This window comes from Agrobacterium larrymoorei (genome assembly GCF_013322225.1).
GTDB classification, from domain to species: Bacteria; Pseudomonadota; Alphaproteobacteria; order Rhizobiales; family Rhizobiaceae; genus Agrobacterium; species Agrobacterium larrymoorei_A.
In genome coordinates this window covers 291458-311695 of the sequence record NZ_JAAMFB010000016.1, presented here as the reverse complement: position 1 = coordinate 311695, position 20238 = coordinate 291458, and the positions used below count along the sequence as shown (strand labels likewise).

At 59.4% G+C, this 20238-nt stretch carries 19 protein-coding genes; 9 read left to right on the top strand and 10 right to left on the bottom strand.

All coding sequences use genetic code 11. The features are described from left to right. Positions 1-149 precede the first annotated feature (149 nt). On the top strand, positions 150-731 hold the full coding sequence (locus G6L28_RS10330) for an ATP-dependent Clp protease proteolytic subunit (protein ID WP_174063717.1): 582 nt from the start codon (positions 150-152) through the stop codon (positions 729-731). Between the two features lie 88 nt (positions 732-819). Here the strand turns inward: G6L28_RS10330 and G6L28_RS10325 are convergent, their stop codons facing one another. Then, the gene (locus G6L28_RS10325) at positions 820-1881 is read right to left on the bottom strand and encodes an SDR family oxidoreductase (protein WP_174063668.1); all 1062 of its coding nucleotides are present in this window, start codon (positions 1879-1881) and stop codon (positions 820-822) included. 98 nt (positions 1882-1979) lie between these two features. Between G6L28_RS10325 and G6L28_RS10320 the strand changes: the two genes are divergently transcribed. Further along, positions 1980-2357, top strand: a complete 378-nt coding sequence (locus G6L28_RS10320) for a winged helix-turn-helix transcriptional regulator (RefSeq protein WP_174063667.1) — start codon at positions 1980-1982, stop codon at positions 2355-2357. Between the two features lie 17 nt (positions 2358-2374). Here the strand turns inward: G6L28_RS10320 and G6L28_RS10315 are convergent, their stop codons facing one another. Then, positions 2375-3049: an MnmC family methyltransferase gene (locus G6L28_RS10315; protein ID WP_174063666.1), complete on the bottom strand. Its 675-nt coding sequence runs from the start codon at positions 3047-3049 to the stop codon at positions 2375-2377. 195 nt (positions 3050-3244) lie between these two features. Between G6L28_RS10315 and G6L28_RS10310 the strand changes: the two genes are divergently transcribed. The 4 genes from G6L28_RS10310 (at position 3245) to leuA (ending at position 6961) form a co-directional block, all read left to right on the top strand. Continuing rightward, a complete protein-coding gene (locus G6L28_RS10310; protein WP_174063665.1) occupies positions 3245-4432 on the top strand; it encodes a benzoate/H(+) symporter BenE family transporter in 1188 nt (395 codons plus the stop codon). A gap of 12 nt (positions 4433-4444) precedes the next feature. After that, a complete protein-coding gene (locus tag G6L28_RS10305; RefSeq protein ID WP_174063664.1) occupies positions 4445-4714 on the top strand; it encodes a BrnT family toxin in 270 nt (89 codons plus the stop codon). Next, positions 4695-4937, top strand: a complete 243-nt coding sequence (gene brnA, locus G6L28_RS10300; protein WP_174063663.1) for a type II toxin-antitoxin system BrnA family antitoxin — start codon at positions 4695-4697, stop codon at positions 4935-4937. The genes G6L28_RS10305 and brnA overlap by 20 nt, the downstream gene beginning before the upstream one ends. 314 nt (positions 4938-5251) lie before the next feature. Further along, positions 5252-6961, top strand: a complete 1710-nt coding sequence (gene leuA / locus G6L28_RS10295) for a 2-isopropylmalate synthase (RefSeq protein WP_174063662.1) — start codon at positions 5252-5254, stop codon at positions 6959-6961. Positions 6962-7102: 141 nt separating this feature from the next. Here the strand turns inward: leuA and G6L28_RS10290 are convergent, their stop codons facing one another. Then, positions 7103-8068: a metallophosphoesterase family protein gene (locus G6L28_RS10290; protein WP_174063661.1), complete on the bottom strand. Its 966-nt coding sequence runs from the start codon at positions 8066-8068 to the stop codon at positions 7103-7105. A 131-nt stretch (positions 8069-8199) separates the two neighbouring features. Here G6L28_RS10290 and G6L28_RS10285 point away from each other — a divergent pair, with 131 nt between their 5' ends. Continuing rightward, positions 8200-8643: an NUDIX domain-containing protein gene (locus tag G6L28_RS10285; protein ID WP_174063716.1), complete on the top strand. Its 444-nt coding sequence runs from the start codon at positions 8200-8202 to the stop codon at positions 8641-8643. A gap of 2 nt (positions 8644-8645) precedes the next feature. Here G6L28_RS10285 and G6L28_RS10280 read toward each other — a convergent pair whose 3' ends face one another. Further along, complete coding sequence (locus G6L28_RS10280; protein WP_174063660.1) at positions 8646-9638, bottom strand: glutathione S-transferase family protein; 993 nt, start codon at positions 9636-9638, stop codon at positions 8646-8648. A gap of 294 nt (positions 9639-9932) precedes the next feature. Between G6L28_RS10280 and G6L28_RS10275 the strand changes: the two genes are divergently transcribed. After that, entirely contained in the window at positions 9933-10502 is a 570-nt protein-coding gene (locus G6L28_RS10275; protein WP_174063659.1) for a GNAT family N-acetyltransferase, read from the top strand. Between the two features lie 93 nt (positions 10503-10595). Beyond that, positions 10596-11909 carry an MFS transporter gene (locus tag G6L28_RS10270; RefSeq protein WP_174063658.1) on the top strand — a complete coding sequence of 438 codons (1314 nt, stop codon included), beginning with the start codon at positions 10596-10598 and terminating at the stop codon, positions 11907-11909. A gap of 48 nt (positions 11910-11957) precedes the next feature. Here the strand turns inward: G6L28_RS10270 and G6L28_RS10265 are convergent, their stop codons facing one another. The 6 genes from G6L28_RS10265 to G6L28_RS10240 all read right to left on the bottom strand — a co-directional run bounded on the left by G6L28_RS10265 (position 11958) and on the right by G6L28_RS10240 (position 20113). After that, positions 11958-12752, bottom strand: a complete 795-nt coding sequence (locus G6L28_RS10265) for an MBL fold metallo-hydrolase (protein ID WP_174063657.1) — start codon at positions 12750-12752, stop codon at positions 11958-11960. Positions 12753-12830: 78 nt separating this feature from the next. Then, positions 12831-13250, bottom strand: a complete 420-nt coding sequence (locus tag G6L28_RS10260; protein ID WP_174063656.1) for a GNAT family N-acetyltransferase — start codon at positions 13248-13250, stop codon at positions 12831-12833. Positions 13251-13253: 3 nt separating this feature from the next. Continuing rightward, positions 13254-15335: a hypothetical protein gene (locus G6L28_RS10255; protein WP_174063655.1), complete on the bottom strand. Its 2082-nt coding sequence runs from the start codon at positions 15333-15335 to the stop codon at positions 13254-13256. Between the two features lie 3 nt (positions 15336-15338). Then, entirely contained in the window at positions 15339-18149 is a 2811-nt protein-coding gene (locus G6L28_RS10250) for a DUF4159 domain-containing protein (protein WP_174063654.1), read from the bottom strand. Next, entirely contained in the window at positions 18146-19066 is a 921-nt protein-coding gene (locus tag G6L28_RS10245; RefSeq protein WP_174063653.1) for a DUF58 domain-containing protein, read from the bottom strand. Before G6L28_RS10245 ends, G6L28_RS10250 begins: the two co-directional genes overlap by 4 nt. 36 nt (positions 19067-19102) lie before the next feature. Continuing rightward, on the bottom strand, positions 19103-20113 hold the full coding sequence (locus G6L28_RS10240) for an AAA family ATPase (RefSeq protein WP_027674222.1): 1011 nt from the start codon (positions 20111-20113) through the stop codon (positions 19103-19105). Positions 20114-20238: the final 125 nt, after the last annotated feature.

Sequence of the window (20238 nt, the reverse complement as noted above, 5' to 3'; positions counted from 1 at the left end):
AAGAACCTGTCCATGCGGCATTTGCCGGTGCTGCCACATGTGCCTTGTTTATTAAGCAGTTCCGCGCCTTGTCTTTTTCGCTCATTGTTTTACGACACAAATCACACTATGTCCGATGAGTAATAAATTACGTTGGAGACCGTCGCATGATGAACGAAGAAGAAGACGACAAGAGCAAGGAACTGCCGATCGGTAAGGAAACGGAAGCGAATCTTTTCAAGTCGCGTTCGATCTTCATCTATGGCGGTATCACGCAGGAACTGGCGCAGAAGGTCTGCACCCAGCTCGTGGCTCTTGCTGCTGCCAGCGATGACGATATCCGTGTCTACGTGAACTCGCCCGGCGGCCATGTCGAATCCGGCGATAGCATCCACGACATGATCAAGTTCATCAAGCCGAAGGTTTATATCATCGGCACGGGCTGGGTCGCGTCCGCTGGCGCGCTGATCTACGTATCTGTGCCGAAGGAGCGTCGTCTTTGCCTGCCCAACACCCGCTTCCTGCTTCACCAACCCTCCGGTGGCACACGCGGCATGGCGTCGGACATCGAAATCCAGGCCCGCGAAATCATCAAGATGAACAAGCGCCTGATCAAGATCTTCTCCAAGGCCACCGGTCAGTCGGAAGAAAAGATCGCCAAGGACATCGACCGCGATTACTGGCTCGGCGCAGAAGAAGCCGTCCCCTATGGTCTTGTTGGCAAGATCGTAGAGAACCAGTCGGAAGTCTGAGATTTCTGGATTGGAAGTTTGGAAACCGCGCCGTTGCAAACTGGCGCGGTTTTTTGCGTCTTAGGGGTTATAAGCAGCAATTACCCCCTTACGGAATAAGCTGGCTCTTTCGCAGGCCTTCAAACAGCTCGAAAAATGCATCGTCGGTCGGCTGGTATTCCTTGAATCCCATACGGCGGCTTTTGCCCATGTCGGTCACGACTTCGATGGGGCGACCCAGATCCGCATCCGTATGCCATGGCGAGGCGAGGCGGTTGAGGTCGCTTTCGGCCAGATTTTCACGCTTTGCGATGTCACTCCAGATCGGCGCATCCCGCTCCATTTGTTCCGTCAATGTGCTGATCGTGCCGTCGAAAGGTGCGGGCTCAACGCCGAACCAGCTCGCTATCCGCCCCCACATCCAATTCCAGCGGAAAACATCGCCATTGACCACGTTGAAGGCCTGATTGTGGGCCTGCGGTGTTTCTGTTGCCCAGAGCAGGTGCTTCGCCAGAAGGTTCGCATCCGTCATGTCGGTCAGGCCATTCCATTGCGCGGATGAACCGGGGAATCGGAACGGGCGGCCCGTCTCGCGGCAAATGGTGGCATAGACGGCGAGCGTCGTGCCCATGTTCATGGCATTGCCAACGGCCTGCCCGATTACGGTGTGCGGGCGGTGGACGCTCCAGGTGAAGCCATCGCGTTCGGCAGCGGCAAAAACTTCATCTTCCTGCGCATAATAGAAGTTTTCGATATCGAGACGATCCTGTTCCTCACGAAACGGCGTCTGCGGCAAGGTGCCTTTGCCATAGGCCTCAAAGGGGCCGAGATAATGCTTCAGGCCGGTCACCAGCGCCACATGGTGGGTGGATTTGCCAAGGCTCAAACCATCCAGCAGATTGCGCACCATGGCAGAATTGACGCGGATATTTTCCGCCTCGCTATCCTGCCTTGCCCATGTGGTGATGAAAACGGCGTCGGGGCGCACCTCTTGCAGCGCTTTTGCGGTTTCCACCGCATTTTGCAGATCGGCGGCAACAGGAATGACCTGCGGATGATCCTTGGGTCGCCGCGCCAGCCCATAGACTTTCCAGCCTTCTTTCAGCAAAAGCTCTGACGTTGCGCTGCCGACAATCCCGCTTGCGCCGACGACCAATGCTGTTCTAACCATGATGCTACTCCATTTTTGATCGAACCACAGTTAGGCACCGAACAGGGCGACGAGTAGATGGCACTGTTTGGGGACATGGATACAAAGAGGTAACCACAATGAAGCCGGGCAGCAATGAAGAGGAGTGGCGCGAAGACTGCGCGCCGCGCCGGGTGCTGGAACTTTTCTCGACCAAGTGGACGAGCATGATCCTGCATACGCTGCACAAGCTTCATGATGGCGCGGCCCGAACCGGGGTGCTGGAGCGAAGCCTTCCCGGCATCTCCAAGAAAATGCTGACCCAGACGCTGAAGGAGATGGAGCAGTCCGGTCTCGTCACGCGCCACGTACATTCGACAAGGCCGCCCGCCGTTGAATACCGGCTGACGGATCTCGGCCACCGTTTCATCGAACCGGTCGAGATGCTTTATGCGTGGGGCAGGGATAATGCCGATGCACTGGACGCGCTTAAAAGCCGCGCATCCTCAAAGAGGTAGGGCAGGGGCGCACAGTCTTATGCCTTCGTAGCGAGCCATAGCATATGCCGCGCACCGCCGCGCTTGCCATTGGCACGAACGGGCACTTCATCCGTCGCAAAACCCGCCTGTTTCAGCCTTCGTGTAAATGCCGCATCGGGGGCGGAAGACCAGACGGCCAGAACACCACCGGAGCGTAAGGCCACCTGTGCCGTCGCCAAACCGCTGCGGTCATACAGGCTGTCATTGGATGGCCGTGAAAGCCCGTCCGGGCCATTGTCCACATCCAGCAAGATCGCGTCGTAGGCCGCCTTTTTCGACCGGATCAGCGCACCCACGTCGCCCACGTGAATATCGACGCGGGCATCATCGAGCGTCCCTTTGTGAAGCTCCGCCATCGGCCCGCGCGCCCATTCGACAACCGCTGGCACCAGTTCCGCAACGGTCACGTTCGCATCGTCAGGCAACACACCCAATGCTGCCCGAAGTGTAAACCCCATGCCCAGCCCGCCGATCAGAACGCTCTGCTTCGCCCGGCCCGCAATTCGCTGACAGGAGAGCGTCGCCAGCGCCTCCTCCGAACCGCTCAACCGGCTGTTCATCAGTTCGTTCGAACCGAGCATGATGGAAAACTCCTGCCCCCGTTGCTTCAGCCGCAACTCGGTGCCATCGCCCGGAATGGGTGCGCGGTCCAGTTCTATCCAAGGAAGCATCGATGATCTTTCCGCGTCTTAAAAAACGGACCTCTAGCATGGGCCGAGCCCCTGGAACAGCGGGGTGCATAACGGCTTGTCGAGTGAGGTAGATTTCGCCGTGCAAGCTATGCGAGCGCTTTGGTGTGTAAAACCGCCTTGCCATGTCGGGCGATTTTTGATCTTGGGTAGATGTTGATATTGCAGAGTCCCGCCATGCTAAAAGATTTTTCCGTTCAAGCCCTTTTCATGGGTTGCCTTACCGCTTTTGTAGGCTTTGCCAGCTCCTTCGCAGTTGTACTGCAAGGGTTGAAGGGCGTCGGAGCGACGGATTTCGAGGCGGCATCGGGGCTTATGGCGCTGTCGGTTGCGCTTGGGCTTTGCGCCATCGTTCTCTCCGCGACCAAACGGCTTCCCATCAGCGCCGCATGGTCTACTCCGGGTGCAGCGCTTCTTGCGACGACGGGTGTGATCGAGGGCGGATTTGCGGCAGCGGTCGGCGCTTTCATCATGTGCGCCGTGCTGATCATCATCGCGGGTCTGTTCAAGCCCCTCGGGCGGGCAGTGGCCTCCATTCCAACGCCCTTGGCCAATGCCATGCTGTCTGGCGTCATCGTCGGTCTGTGTTTCGCACCGATCAAGGCCATCGGCTTCGACCCCGCGCTCGGCCTGCCGATCATCCTCGCCTGGATCGTCGTCGGTGCATTCAAGCGGCTGTTCGCGGTGCCCGCAGCACTGGCTGCCTTCGTGCTGGTCATGATCTTCGGTGTCGATATTCCTGCAGGTGCGTTCGATAGCCTTGCTCGATCGCTTGCCCCGCCCATGGAGTTCGTCTCTCCCCTGTTCAACCTGCAAGGTTTCGTCTCGATTGCGCTGCCGCTCTTCATCGTCACTATGGCCTCCCAGAATATTCCCGGCATCGCAGTGCTGAAGGTGAACAACTACGACGCCCCGCCCAGCACGCTTTTCGCAACGACCGGATTGTTCTCCTTGGCTGCAGCCCCGTTCGGCGGTCACGCCGTCAACCTTGCCGCCATTACCGCTGCCATGTGCGCAGGCGAAGATGCCCACGCCGACCCAAAGCGCCGCTATTGGGCGTCACTCGTCAGCGGTTTCGGTTATGTGATTCTCGGGCTGCTCGCAGGCGTCGTCACCGCCTTCGTCGCGCTTGCGCCGCCCATTCTCATTCAGGCCGTCGCGGGACTTGCGCTGGTCGGTGCCTTTTCCGGCTCTGCCGTTGCTGCTTTCAAAGAGCCGGATACGCGAGAAGCCGCCGCCATCACCTTCCTCATTACGGCCTCGGGTCTGTCATTCGCAGGAATTTCCGGCGCGTTCTGGGGTTTGATCGGGGGAGGGGTGATGATGGGATTGCAGCGGCTCGTGAGTGCCAGACGAAACGGATAGCAGGCGGCATAGATGGAATTCGAATTCGATCCTGCGAAAAGCGCTGGTAACAAGGACAAGCACGGCATTGATTTTGTCGATGCCCAGCGTTTATGGCTTGATGAACGAAGGTTAATCGCACCACTCGCAATGGAAGGCGAGGAGCGATATATTATGGTCGCTAAGCTTCATGATAAAATCTGGAGCACGATCTTTACGTATAGAGATGGTCGCGTCCGAATCATTTCCGTCAGACGGGCGCGAGACAAGGAAAGGCAGCATTATGAAGGCGATCAATGCTGAAGAATTCGACCGACGGTTCGATGACGGTGAGGACGTCAGCGACTACGTTGATTGGTCTCAGGCCATTCGCCCTGGCGTTGAAACCGAACATGTCGAGGTCGATCTGCCGAAGTGGCTTTTGAAGAAGGTTGATGCAGAGGCCTCTCGTCTCGGCACGACGCGTCAGTCTTTGCTCGCTGAATTGATCACCGAAAAGCTTGGTGGCGACCAGCCATTGAAATAGATGATTTTTGAGTGCGAAGATTACTTGTCAGATCAAAAACGGCTGTTTATACAAACCTCATGAACAGTTGCACCGAAACTTTTTCCGGCATGAGCGCGCAGATTTCTGCGAGCGCTTCGCCGTGCGGTGCACTCTCGCTTCTTAGCCTCGACCTTACACGCGGTTGCCGGGTCCAGTGAGGAGCGCCCGGCGGCCGAAAGCCCGCTGATGCGAACGCTCCTCAACTCGAAATCTCAATTGATACTGGATTAAGGCCCGTTCGGGCGCGCATCTGCGAAGGCTTTTCAGCCCCGGTGCGTGGAAGGAGCAAGATAATGGACGCGAAAAACAATAAATTTTCCAAAGGCATGCCGGAAGCAGGCGTAAAATATCGCCCATATCCCACCATCAATATTCCTGACCGCACATGGCCGGGCAAGACCATCGAGAAGGCACCGATCTGGTGTTCGGTGGATTTGCGTGATGGCAACCAATCGCTGGTCAACCCCATGGGGCATGATCGCAAGGCCCGCATGTTCAAGCTGCTGCTGGATATGGGTTTCAAGGAAATCGAGATCGGCTTCCCGTCTGCCTCGCAGACCGACTTCGATTTCGCCCGCTGGTGCGTGGAAGAAGGCGGCGTGCCGGAAGATGTGTCCTTGCAGGTGCTGGTGCAGTGCCGCCCGGAACTGATCACCCGCACGTTCGAATCCCTGGAAGGCGCGAAAAACCCGATCATCCACTTCTACAATTCCACCTCCGAGTTGCAGCGCCGGGTGGTGTTTGGCAAGGACGTGCACGGCATCAAGCAGATCGCTGTCGATGCGGCCAAGATGATCACCGACATGGCGGCGAAGGCCGGTGGCGGTTATCGCTTCGAATATTCTCCGGAAAGCTTTACCGGTACCGAGCTGGAAGTTGCGCTGGAAATTTGCAACGCTGTCATCGCGGAAGTTAAGCCAACGGCTGAGAACAAGCTGATCCTGAATCTGCCTTCGACAGTGGAGATGGCGACGCCGAATATCTACGCCGACCAGATCGAATGGATGTGCCGCAACATCGACAACCGCGAAAACGTCATCATCTCGCTGCACCCGCATAACGACCGCGGCACCGGCATCGCCGCAACGGAACTGGGCTTGATGGCAGGTGCGGACCGCGTGGAGGGAACGCTGTTCGGCAATGGCGAGCGCACGGGCAATGTGGACGTCGTGACCTTGGCGCTGAACATGTTCACGCAGGGCGTGGACCCGGAACTGGATTGCGCCGATATCGAACGCATCAAGTCCGTCTATGAGTATTCCAACGAAATGACGATCCCCGAGCGCCACCCTTACGTCGGCGAGTTGGTCTACACTGCCTTTTCCGGCTCGCATCAGGATGCGATCAACAAGGGCATGAAGGCCATCAAGGTCGCCAACCATCCGGTCTGGGAAGTGCCGTATCTGCCCATCGATCCCAAGGATGTCGGCCGTTCCTACGAGGCGATCATCCGCATCAACTCGCAGTCTGGCAAGGGCGGCATCGCCTATATCCTGCAGCAGGATTATGGCCTGAACCTGCCGCGCAATCTCCAGGTGGAATTCCGCGAGGACATCCAGCGCATCACCGATGAGGAAGGCGTAGAACTGCCTGCCAAACGCATCCACGAACGCTTCATCGAGCGTTACGTGACGCAGCCGAGCGCACGCCTGAAATTCGTGGATCACCACACATATCCAGCGGGTGATTTCAAGGGCGTGCGTGTGGTTGCGGCAGAAATCACCGACAATGGCGAGATCAAGCGCATCGAAGGCAAGGGTACGGGCCCCATCGACGGCTTCATCAATGCGCTCTCCACCTATCTCGGCATCGATCTGTCGGTAAACGACTACTCCGAGCACTCCCTCCAACACGGCTCCAACGCCTCGGCCATCGCCTATGTCGAGATGGAGCACCCCGGCGGCAAGCTGTTCGGCGCAGGGGTGAACACGAACATTGTCGCTGCATCGCTGGAAGCAATTGTCTCTGCTGCGAATCGGGTGTTGGAAGAGCGGGCGAAGTAGTTAGTCGTCCTACGATCGTCATGCTCGGGCTTGTCCCGAGCATCTGCTACCTAGAATTTTGTTGAACGTGCGCAGATCCTCGGCACAGGGCCGAGGATGACGGAGTGACACAGTCAGACCCGAGGTCTGGGTGGCCTGCTCTTAGTCCTCCGGCGCCTGCTCCACCGGATTGCCGAACCCAAGCGGCCTACCGTTGTCATAGAACACCCGCACGTCTTCCAGTTCGATGCCCGTCGCCTTCTCGTTAAGGCCGAAGCGTTCGCAGGTGACATTCCAATTGCCGGGACTGCCGGAAATGTGGAAGAGGTTGTAACCTGCGCGGGGCTTTTCGCCACCCGGTCCCTGACTTGCGGAGGCAATGCCCACGACAGGGATATGATCCTGGCCGCGATGGGTGTTGAGCCAGTAAACAGTGTTGAGATGCGTGTGTCCGTGCAGCACGAGTTCCGCACCACCTGTCCCCATGGCGGCGGCGAAGCGGCGGATGCCGATCATGCGTTTGTGGGTGGCGGCGGCGCCTCGGATAGGGGGGTGGTGGATCATCACCACGCGAAACAGCCCCTGTTCACCGGCTTTCTTCAACAAATCCGCTGTGGCGCGGGCCTGACGTCGGCCGAAATAGCCGGTGGCGGAGAAAGGAGGGGTCGCGATGGAGGTCGAGCAGCCAATCAGCGCCACCGGGCCACGAACGCGCAGGTAGGGGAAAATTTTGCGGTCTTCGTCCCAATGATCTTCATCGCCATCGCCGCGCACGTAAGGGTACCAGGCGGCCATGGCCTTGTCATGGGCACCGGGCACGTAGGCATCGTGGTTGCCGGGCACAACCGAAACCTTCAGCGGATCGCCCACTTCTTCCAGCCAGTCGGCGGCTGCGCGGATTTCGATGCCGGTTGCAAGGTTGACGAGATCGCCGGTGATCGCGGTATGATCCGGCACCTTACTCTCCAGATCGTCGAGCAGCCGCTCGAGCGTATCGGTGAAAAGATGCTTGCGGCGATTGAGACGCCAGTTCACAAAACCAGTGATGCGTTTCGATGCCAGTTCGCGAAAGGTGAGTTTCGGTAGCGGACCGAGGTGGATATCGGAGATATGAGCAAGTTTAAACATGCATTCAGCCATAACGTATGGTTTAGCGGGCGTCCAACGCGAAACCCCGATTTTTCAATGGGATAAAGGAGAGTTGAGCGTTGAGTGAAAACATTGTCAGCGGGCAAGGGTTCCGGCGTATTTTTCGAAACATGGCTAAACGCGTCTTGCACCTCTTCTTCTTTTACCGACGCGGCATGACGCTTGGTGTGCGAGGAGCGTGTTTCGATGTGGAGGGCAGGGTCTTTCTGGTGCGCCACACCTATATTTCCGGCTGGCATCTGCCCGGGGGCGGGGTGGAGCGGCACGAAACCGGGCTGCAGGCGCTGCACAAGGAAATTCGCGAAGAAGGCAATCTCGCTGCGACCTCAACGCCTAAGCTTTTTCACGTCTATTTTAACAACCGCACCAGCGATCGAGATCATGTGTTGCTCTACCGGCTGGATGTTCGCCAAACCGCGGCGAAAGTTCCGGATCGGGAGATCAGCGAGAGTGGCTTCTTTTCCCTCGATGCCCTGCCTGAAGGCACGACACCCGCCACCCGCAGGCGACTTACGGAATTGGGTGGCGAGGCGACGCCGGACGATTACTGGTAAGCTTAACCTAGCCGCGCCCGGTCATGAGCCTTGTCCAAATCAAGCTCTGGCCCCACGGGAACGATGCCGGTGGGATTGATGGTTTTGTGACTGCGGTAATAATGCTCCTTGATGTGGCGCATATTGACCGTTTCCGGCACGCCGGGCGTCTGGTAGAGATCGCGCAGATAGCCTGTCAGGTTCGGATAATCGTGAATGCGGCGGATGTTGCATTTGAAGTGACCGACATAGACAGGCTCGAAACGAACCAGGGTCGTGAACAGCCGCCAGTCCGCCTCCGTTTGTTCGGCACCCAGCAAGAAGCGCTTTCTGGTCAGTTTTTCTTCCAGAATATCCAGCGTTTCGAAGACCTTGGTGGCATTTTCCTGATAGGCCTCCTGAGTGGTGGCAAAGCCAGCCTTGTAGACGCCGTTGTTGATGGTGTCGTAGATCAGGTCGTTCAGCTTATCGATTTCGGAGCGGCTTTGCTCAGGGTAATAATCCGTTTCCGATCCCGTGAGGCCGTTAAAAGCGCTGTTGAACATACGGATGATTTCCGCCGATTCGTTCGAAACGATTGTGTTCTGGCTTTTATCCCACAGCACAGGCACAGTCACGCGTCCAGAATATTTCGGGTCTGCCTTGGTGTAGACTTGCCACAGCGTCGACAAGCCGAAGAGATGATCCTCGGTCGCGCCGGGAGTACGTTTGTTCTCTACTTTGAATTCCCAGCCATTTTCCAGCATCAACGGATCGACCACGGACACCGAAATGAAATCCTCCAGCTTTTTCAGCTTGCGGAAGATAAGGGTGCGGTGCGCCCAGGGACAGGCGAGCGAAACATAGAGATGATAGCGGTCTTTCTCCGCCTTGAAACCGCCATTGCCGGAAGGCCCGGGCTCGCCATCCGCCGTCACCCAGTTGCGAAACTGGGAAGCGCTGCGTTTGAAGTGGCCTTTGGTTTCCTTCGTGTCGTACCACACGTCCTGCCAAACGCCTTCAACCAGTCTGCCCATGTTTCGTCTCCTTGCTCGTGATCAAGTTCACTCTAATTGAACGAAGCCGCTAAACGAACCCTCGGATCGTTGAACAGTTCGTTCTTATCTCGTGAATGTAAGGATCAGATGTTTTGTTCTGGACGGTGCCGAATTTTCCTGATAATTGCGATTTCCACAATTTCGAGGAAATTCTTCACTATGATCGCACCACGGACGCTCCGACGACGCTGACGCTTTTCAACGCCCTGTCAGGCTATTGTCAGGTGCACCGTCGCACATCGTCATGTCCGTATCCAAGGTTTCGGTCTCCTCATGTCCAAGCATGAACTTGTCTACCTCACAGAAGACGCGTCCCACGACGCCGTTATCGAACTCATCAACGAAGAAGCTTTTGGTCCCGGTCGGCACACGCGCGCCGCAGCGCGAATTCGCGAGCAGGGGCCGCATGATCGTGCGCTTTCCTACATCTGCGCCGACGATGGCGAGACGATTGCTTCGGTGCGGATGACGCCCGTTCTGGCGGGCGGGGTGAAGGGCCATATGCTTGGGCCGCTGGCCGTGCGGCCTTCGCACAAGAATATGGGCATTGGCCGGGAGCTGGTGCGGATTGCAATTGCAGCGGCCAAACGCAAGGGTTCCGAAGCGGTGATCCTGATCGGCGATCCACCCTATTACATGCCGCTTGGTTTCGAGAAGGTAGCCTACGGCGCGCTTGATTTCCCCGGCCCTGTGGATATGAATCGCGTTCTCGTTGTTCCGCTGAACGAGGATGTACATGCCCGGTTGAAGGGTGCGATCGGCTGGCGCCAGTGCGACACGGATTTATCTGTTGGCGACACACAGGAAATTGCGTTTGAACCGATTTTACTGGCGGCCAGCTGATGAAAGCCTGTTAAACAAGGCTTGACAGCGTCTCTCACCTCCTAGCACTTGTGCCGCAGCGGTGGCACAGGTTGATTTCTCAAGGGGAGCGGGATGACTGCAATCACGATGAACGATGCGCTGGATCGCGCAGGTGCGGGTGCCTATCAGCGACGGTTGATGGGAATTTTCGGTCTCGTATGGGCGGCGGATGCCATGCAGGTTCTGGCTGTCGGCTTCACCGCCGCCTCCATTGCCGCGACCTTCGGGTTAACGGTGCCGCAGGCGCTGCAAACGGGTACGGCATTTTTCCTCGGCATGTTGCTGGGCGCGGTTGGATTTGGACGCCTTGCAGATCGTTATGGACGTCGCCGTGTTCTTATCGGAACTGTCGCCTGCGATGCGGTGTTCGGCGTGCTTTCGATTTTCGCACCGGATTTCACCATTCTTCTGGTACTGCGTTTTCTGACCGGGGCTGCGGTGGGCGGTACGCTGCCGGTGGACTACGCGATGATGGCGGAGTTTCTGCCAGCAAAAAATCGTGGACGCTGGCTGGTCATTCTGGAAGGCTTCTGGGCCGTTGGCACGCTGGTCGTGGCGCTCGCTGCCTGGGGTGCAAGTCTTGCCGGTGTAGAAGACGCTTGGCGCTATATTTTCGCTGTGACGGCCTTTCCTGCATTAATCGGCATCGGCCTGCGTTTCATGGTGCCTGAATCGCCGCTTTATCTTTTGAAAAACGGGCGTCCTGACGAGGCCAAGGTGGTGGTGAATACGATGTTGCGGGTGAATGGCCGGGCAACGTTGGATGCCAAGACCGGACTTGCGCACGCTAACGGAGCCAAGGGGCAGGGCATATTCTCACCCGCTTTACGTCAACGCAGCATCATGATCTTGGCGATCTGGTTTCTGGTATCGGTTTCCTATTATGGCGTCTTCACCTGGATGCCGGCGCGGCTTGCGGGCGAAGGCTTCGGCTTCGTGCGGGGCTATGGATTCCTCGTTCTCGTCGCGCTTGCGCAAATTCCGGGGTATGCCCTTGCTGCATATGGTGTCGAGAAATGGGGCCGCAAACCGACACTCGTCGGCTTCTGCCTGCTTTCCGCACTAGGTTGCCTACTTTTCACGCTGGCTGGTAGCGGTGCGCTCATTGCAACCTCGCTGCTGCTCATGAGCTTTGCGCTGCTCGGCACATGGGGCGCGCTCTATGCCTATACGCCGGAGCTTTACCCAACCGAATCCCGCGCAACCGGCATGGGTGCTGCCGGTGGGATGGCCCGCCTTGGCGGCCTGCTGGCACCATCCCTGCTTGGTTACGCCATCGCGCAGGGCTTTGGCTTTGCGGTGGGAATTTTTGCCGGTCTGCTGGTGATTGCGGCGATTGCAGCAAGCATGATTAATGCCGAGACGCGGCAGGTGGCTCTGTCCTGATACGACTGAGCAAGAGCGGGCGAGGCTCCCTCTTGCTCTTATAGACCGTTAGCCTGAATAAGGCTCGTACCTGAAATATTCGTCTTCGCGCCGGATAAAGCCGATGCCCGGATAGGGCAGATGGGCAGCGGCGATGAGTTCGACGTTTCTTGCCAGATTGGCAAAGGCCTCGATCCGGGCGGCCGCCGCAGCGGGCTGATCATAATCGAACGTGATCGTGACGGACGGATCGTAAAACTGAACGCTGTCGCCATGAACGATATCGCCCACGAAGTTGATTGCTTGCCTGCCGCTTTCAAACCGCACAGAAATGTGGCCGGGCGTATGACCCGCACGAAGGGTTGAGCTGAAGTTCGGCAAGATGATGCCGTCATCGTCAAAATACGACACGCGGCCCTCGGCCATATAGGGGTCGATAGCGGCGTGGGCGCGCTCGATCTGGCCGCGAAGCCTATCCGTCAGGTTCGAACCATCATGCGCGAGCCAGAAGGATGCTTCCGTTCGGGCGATATGAAGTTCCGCATTTGTAAAGACTGGCTCACCGCCGACAATCAGTCCGCCGGAATGATCGGCGTGGATGTGGGTGAGTATGATGTCGTCAACCTCATGGGCACCAATGCCGAAGGCTTCGAGAGCGCCGATCAGCTTTCCATGGTCCGGGCCAAAGAATTCGCCAGAACCGGTGTCGATCAAAACGTTCTTTCCGCCTGTCTGGACCAGAAACGCATTGACGCACAGTCCGTCAGGCGTGTCCGGAAATTCCTCCGGCGTCGGAGAGTCCAAACCACGGCGGTACAATTGGCCGATGGCTGTTGTAAGGAAACCATCAAAGAACGCGGTCACGTGAGCGTCACCAACATTTACGGTGATGGGCGAGAAAGATTCACTGTCTGTCATGACCAGCCATAAAGTTAGGTCGCGTTAAAAGTTCTTCTTCAAATAGGTCATCGTGATGCCGTCGCCGAAATCCTCGATCTGGCCGAAGATTGTATAGCCGCATCTTTGATATAAAGAGAGCGCCTCCGGGCTCATGGTGTCGATATAGGCACCCTTGCAGCCGCGTTGGCGGGCTTCATCTTCTGCCATGCCGAGCAGTTTCGGACCGAGGCCGTGACCGCGCAGTTCCTCTGGGATGAACAAGAGGGCGGTATAGAGCCAGCTCCGGGCCGTTTGACCGGCTAGACCGCCGATCACATTGCCATCTTCGTTTTTCAATGAGATGACGATGTCTTTCCATTCGGCTGAACCGAAGCGGTTGACGTTGTAGTTCTTCAGCGCACCGAGAATAGTGGCTTTGGCTTCGTCGTCTGCGCCATCGGTTAGGTTGATTTCATAGTTCATGCCTTAACGACCCTCACGCCACCACAGCGCGGAGAAGGCGAGCAGCAGGGCGGCGAGACCTGCGAAACCGGCAAAGAGCGGCAGGGTGTTGACGCCCTTGAGCACGGTTTCATCGGTGAGGCGAATGAGCATGCGGTCATTATCGGCCACGCGGACATCGCCTCGAACGGGCAGGATATCCGGCAGCACGACGCGACCATTATCGTTCACCACACGGTGGATGCTGCCGCGTGTGGCATCGATCACCGGCTTAAGATTTTCCGTGCTAGAAATCATCGCCTTGAATTCCGGCGCATCGACCGCGCCGACATGGACCAGCGTGGTGAATTCACCGTTGGCGATTTCGTAGAGCCCGGTTTCGTCCATTCGGCGCTCGATCTTGTAGAGGCCGGGTTCGGTCTGGGTGAAATTCATTGTCTCCGTCTTACCGGAGGGGAATTTCACCGTGGCGTTGCCGGGATTATCGCCGATGGTCTGGCGGGTCACTTCCAGCATGCGGCCATTGGCGCGGGCGGTCAAAGCCTCTTCTTCAAGCTCGGGTTCCTTCATCAGCCAATGCGCGATGCGGCGATAGAGCGCCACATGCGGCCCACCGCCTTCGAAGCCGCGCGCCCAGAGCCAACCCTGATCGGACAGCAGCATGGCGACGCGGCCTTCGCCCTGACGGTTCAGCACCAGAAGCGGGTCTTGCCCGGCACCGAGCATGACCGTCTGGCCCTGCGGCTGATCAACGCCCACGGTGCGGAACCAGCGGCCCCATTGCGGCGGTTCTGCTGCCGAGCCATCAAGACCGCGCGTGACCGGATGTTTCTTCCCGTCGTCTGAGAGGCGGGGATAGAAGGGAGCTTGATTGACCTGACCTGTTGGCTGGGCTGGCAAGACCGATGAGAGTGGGGTCAGTGCGACAGAATCCTGGCCCGCATGTTCGGGGCCAGCGGCAATCAAAAGCGCGCCGCCCTTTTCGACATATTGGGCGATGTAATCGTAATAGAGGATCGGCAGCACGCCGCGATGCTGGTAGCGGTCGAAGATGATCAGGTCGAAATCATTGATTTTTTCAACGAAGAGTTCGCGCGTGGGAAAGGCGATCAGCGACAGTTCGTTGATCGGCGTGCCATCCTGCTTTTCCGGCGGGCGCAGAATGGTGAAGTGCACCAGATCGACCGATGTGTCGGATTTCAGCAGGTTGCGCCATGCGCGTTCACCGGCATGAGGTTCGCCGGAAACCAGCAGTACGCGCAGGTTCTGGCGGATGCCTTCGATGACGTGGACGGCACGGTTGTTGGCGGTGGTGACTTCGCCGGGAAGCTCCGCCACGGAAAATTCCATGACGTTGTTGCCGCCGCGTGGCACCTTGAAACTAAAGGGAATGGGGCGGCCCGGAACGGCTTGGAGATTGGCGATTTCCTGACCGTTCATCTTGACGGTGACGTTGGCCGATCCGCTCTGCGTGCGGCCCTCATCGAAGACGCGGAGCGTCAGCTGCTGTTCTTCATTGACGATGCCGAAGCGCGGGGCGCGGACGACCTCGATGCGACGATCGAACTCATCGGCTCGGCCTGTTATGAGGCCGTGCACGGGGGCTTTGAAGCCGAGGGTCTGTTCGATATTGGGCGTGGCGTTGGGGATATCGTGGATCTGGCCATCGCTGAGGAAAATCGCGCCGCCGACGCGTGAGGGTGAGACATCCGAGACGGCTGCGGCAAGGCTGGAGAAGAGGTTGGTGGCGGGGGAATCGCTATTCGGATCGTTCTCCACCTCCACGACGCGCGGCTCGATTCGAGGGAAGCGGGCGAGGCGTTCGCGCAGCGTTGCCAGTGCCTGATCGGTCTGCTCGTGACGTTGCTGCACGTCCTGACTTTGCGAGCGATCCACGATGACGGGGACGATGGTCGAGAGCGGCTCGCGCTCTTCATTGGTCAGCAGCGGGTTTGCGATGGCGAGCAGCAGGGCCGCAAGCGCCAGCCCGCGCAACCACGCACCGCGCACGCCGCGTAGCAGGCCGATGACGGCGAGGATGAGGCCGGCGACGGCGAGGATGGCGAGAACAGTCCAGGGGAGGAAGGGCGCGAAAGTCAAATTCATGCGTTACTGCCCCAATCTCTGGAGGATATCGGGCACATGTACCTGATCGGCCTTATAATTTCCGGTCAGCATATACATCATGATGTTGACGCCGGAGCGGAAGGCGTGTTCGCGCTGAACCTCATCCGGCGGAACGGTGGGCAGCACGGGTGCGCCATTGTCATCGATGGCCAATGCACCGGCGAAGTCATTGCCGGTGATGATGATGGGCGAAACGCCATCGCCCTGCGACGACACGCCGGAGGTTGAGCGGGTGGCATCCTGTCGGGATTCGACCCAGAGCGGGCTGCCATTATAGCGACCCGGGAAGTTGTTCAGGAGATAGAAGGACCGCGTGACGACGTGGTCCTGCGGGACGGGTTCCAGCGGCGGAATATCGACATTGGCGAGAATTTCCTGAAGGCGCTGGCCGTTGGCGCTGGTGCTGCCGCTTTCGAGGGAAGAGAACTGGTCGCGCGTATCGAACAGCACCGTGCCGCCCGCGCGCATATAGGCATCGATGCGGGAGATGGCCGCGGTCGAGGGCATGGGGGCCGTGGCGGAAATTGGCCAGTAGATGATGGGATAGAAGGACAGCTCGTCCTTGGAAATATCGAGCCCGACAGGCGCGCCGGGTTCCAGCGTGGTGCGCCATGTGAGGAACTCGGTCAGACCCTGCAAGCCCTGCTGGGAAATGCGGTCGACATCGTCCTCGCCGGTGCGGACATAGGCTAGGTGGGTGGTGTCGAGGCTGTTGAGAATGGCCTCGTCGCCCGGCTTTGTGTCATCCGCCTGCACTGGACTGGGCGTCATCAGTGCAAAGGCGCTGGCGACTGCGATGAGGATGGCGGCGGCGGACGAGCGTGCGCGGGGCAAGCGCGAGAAGACGCCGTTCATGAAGAGCATGATGAGGCTATCGGCAAAGAGCATGAGCAGGGCTGCGATGAAGAGGGCAGGGCGCAACGACTTTGCCGCTTCGCCAACAAGGCCTTCCGTCGCGACCGACGTGCCTGCCAGCGCGGTATCGATGGGGCGCAGCGTAGCGCCGGGCGGCAACAGGTTAAGCGCAACGAAACCGGATTCCGTGCCGTAAAGGCCGGGCGGGTTATCGAAGCTGGCAAGCGGGTTCTGGCCGGGGCGTGCTTCCAGCGGGCGGGCGGTGCCGATTTCAGGCGAAAGCGAGCCGGTGGCCGTGAGTACGCGGTAAGGCGGGAGTGCCGCGGCAGGAGCGTTGGCCGAGGCGGAAGAGCCGCCGACCTGCGACAGCTGCACGATACGGCGCAGCATTTCCACGAAATGGCCGGAAATCGGCAGATCGGACCAGCTGGCTTCGGCGCTGACATGGAACAGCACGATGCGGCCCGCATCGACATTGCGGGTGGTGACGAGGGGGGTGCCATCGGCAAGACTTGCCCATGTGCGTTCGGCAAGATCAGGCGTCGGTTCTGCCAGAACCTGCCGCTTGATGTGCACGCCTTCGGCTCTCGCCATGCCTGCAAAGGGGCCGAATTTGGGGAAGTCTGCTAGCGGCTGCGGCTCTGCCCAGGACAGCGCGCCGCCAAGGGCGCGCTCACCCTGACGAAGCGTCACTGGCACCAGCGGGTCTTCCGCCGGAGCGGCGGCAAGGCGTGGGCCTGCGAAGCGGATCAGGGTGCCGCCGCGCGAAAGCCAGCGTTCCAGCGGCGCGTAGGTTTCCTGCGGCAGGCGACCTATATCGGCCATGACGATGACGGAAGGATTGGACTGCAGAAGTTCAGGAATGGCGACGGCGAGATCTGCCTGACGCTGCGGAACGAGATCGACATAGGGCTGAAGGGCGCGGCTGATGTAATAGAGCGGCTGAAGCAGCGGCTGGAAATCATTGCCGGTTTCGCCAGCCAGAAGCGCCACGCGGCGACGGCGGAAGCCATCATCCAGCAAATGGGTGGAACCTGCGGTGGAGAGGCGATCGATGGAGAGGCGGGCGAAATCGTTGCGCAGTTCGAAAGGCGCGCTGAGCGTTGCAGTGGTTTCCGCAGCACCGGGTGCGAAGGTTGCGCCGGCGCTGGCGAGGATGCGACCCTGACTATCCTGCGCATTGACGGTGACATTTGCCGGGCCGCCGGTTTCGAGGCGCGAGAGCGAAACGGTCATCGTCTCGGCCCCGTTTTCCGCGCCGGTGATGGCGGTAACGGCCTGCCCATCGCCCTCGATGACGCGGAACTCGGATGGCTGAATGCTGGCGAGATTGCTGAGTGCGGCGCGGTCTTCCGGTGTTGCCACGCCATCGGTGATATAGGCAAGCGTGCCGGGGGTGGTGCCGTTGAGCGCTTCATGGACCGCCTCTGCGGCGCGCACGCGATCCGGCGTCAGCGGTTGCGGCTTTGCGGCGGCGAGCTTTTCAAGTGCCGCCGCTGTCGTGCCGGGCTCGGCGTCATGATCGCGGTCGGCGGTGAAAGCGATGGAAACGGGGCGCTCGGCGCGTTCGGCATCGCCAATCAAAGCTTCTGCGGTGCGCACGCGGCGCTCCCAGTCCGGCGCGGAAGCCCAGCTGTTATCCACGATCAGCACCAGCGGGCCGCTGCCAGCCAGCGTGTTGTTGCGCGGATTGATGACGGGATCGGCCAGCGCCAGAATGACGGCGGCGGCCAGCAACATGCGCAGAAGGGTAAGCCACCATGGGCTTTTCGAGGGCGTTTCCTCACGCTTCAGCACCGTTGCGAGAATGCGCAGGGGCGGGAAGACTTCCGTCTTCGGGCGCGGCGGCGTGAGCCGCAGCAGCCACCAGATGGCAGGCAGCGCAAGCAGGCCAAGCAGAATGAAAGGGCTGGTGAAGACGAAGGGCAACGCGCTCATGTGCGGCCTCCGTTTCGTCTACCGGCAGGCGCGCCGGAAAGATACATGTGCATGGCGACCAGCGCTTCGGAGGCCAGATGATCCGTTCTGTGAAAGACGAAGTTCCAGCCGAGACGGCGCAGCGATGAGGAGAGAGCGTCGCGCCGTGCGAAATAGGCGCGGGTGTAGTCATCGCGGATGGTTTCGGCGCGGCCAGAGGTCAGCTTTTCGCCGGTCTCGGGGTCCGAGAATTCGGTGCGACCGCTATAGGGGAAGACTTCTTCCGCCGGGTCGGCAATTTCCACCACATGGCCGCGCAGGCCACGGCGGGCGAGTGGGGTCAACCGCTCCATGACGCTTCCAACATCGTCGAGAAAATCGCCGATCAGGACGATATCGCTGGAACCACGGATCATGCGCGTATCTGGAAGGCCAGTTGTGGCGGGGGCATGCATGATGGCGGTTGCCAGACGCTCCGCCGCGTTGCGGGCAGAGACCGGTTCCATGATGCCGGGGCAGCCGATGCGCTCTCCGGAGCGGGCCAGGATTTCCGCCAGCGCCAGCATCAGCACCAGTGCGCGGCTTTCCTTGGAAACGGTGCCGAGCGTGGACTTGAACATCATGGAGGGCGACAAATCCGCCCATAGCCAGATGGTGTGGGCGGCTTCCCATTCACGATCGCGCACATAGGTATGGTCATCGCGGGCGGAGCGGCGCCAGTCGATACGCGACAGGCTCTCGCCGTCTGCATAAGGGCGGAATTGCCAGAAATTCTCACCGATTCCGCGCTTGCGGCGGCCATGCCAGCCAGCTGTGACGGTGTTGGCGATGCGCTTGGCTTCCACCATGCAATCCGGCACCAGAGCGGCGCGCTGGCGCGCGCGGGCCAGCACGTCGCTGCCCGATGTCTGCTCTACGATCTGGCCGATGGATGCCACATGCGCTCCTGTCTGCTTGACGCGACCTATAAGGCGTTAGTGCTTTGCCTGTTCCACGAGGCCGGCGATGACATCGCGGACCGACATGCCTTCCGCACGGGCCGCGAAGGTGAGCGCCATGCGGTGCTCCAGCACGGGTTCGGCCAGCGCATAGACATCATCCAGTGACGGTGCGAGGCGGCCTTCGTACAGGGCACGAGCGCGAGCCGTCAGCATCAGGGACTGGCCAGCGCGCGGGCCCGGGCCCCAAGCAACGTTCTTATCGGTCAATTTGTTGCCCTGTCCGGGGCGGGCGGAGCGAACGAGAGACAGGATAGCATCCACCACCTTGTCGCTAACCGGCATCTGGCGGATCAAGGTCTGGACTTCCATCAGGCGATCGGCATCGATCATCTTGCGGGCTTCGCCGGATGCGGTGCCTGTCGTGTCGAGCAGGATCTGGCGTTCGGCGGCAAGATCGGGGTAATCGACATCCACCTGAAGCAGGAAGCGGTCGAGCTGGGCTTCGGGCAGCGGATAGGTGCCCTCCTGCTCCAGCGGGTTCTGGGTTGCCAGAACATGGAATGGCTTCGGCAGATCGAAACGCTGACCGGCAACCGTGATGTGATATTCCTGCATGGCCTGCAGGAGCGCGGATTGCGTGCGCGGGCTGGCGCGGTTGATTTCATCGGCCATCAGAAGCTGGCCGAAGATCGGGCCTTTGATGAAGCGGAAGGAGCGGCGACCGCTCTCATCCTGATCCATGACTTCCGAGCCGAGAATATCCGATGGCATCAGGTCCGGGGTGAACTGGATGCGGTTGGCATCGAGGCCGAGAACGGTGCCGAGCGTGGTGACGAGCTTGGTTTTGGCAAGGCCGGGAACACCGACGAGAAGCGCGTGTCCGCCGGACAGGATGGCGAGAAGCGTGTTCTGGACCACTTTCTCTTGACCGAAGATGACCTTGGAGACTTCGCCGCGAATGGCCGCGATATCCGAAAGCGCTTTTTCGGCAGCGGCGATGATCGCCTTTTCGTCGAGGGTTTCGCTGGTATTCATAATGCCCATATCGCTCTCCTCAAGACCTCGCCGAAGTTTCCGTCGCTACCGATACTTACCGAATACAGGACGGATTTCGCGCTGCATATAGCTTATTGCCATTGGGGCGGCTGACAAGCATCCTTTGAATGACT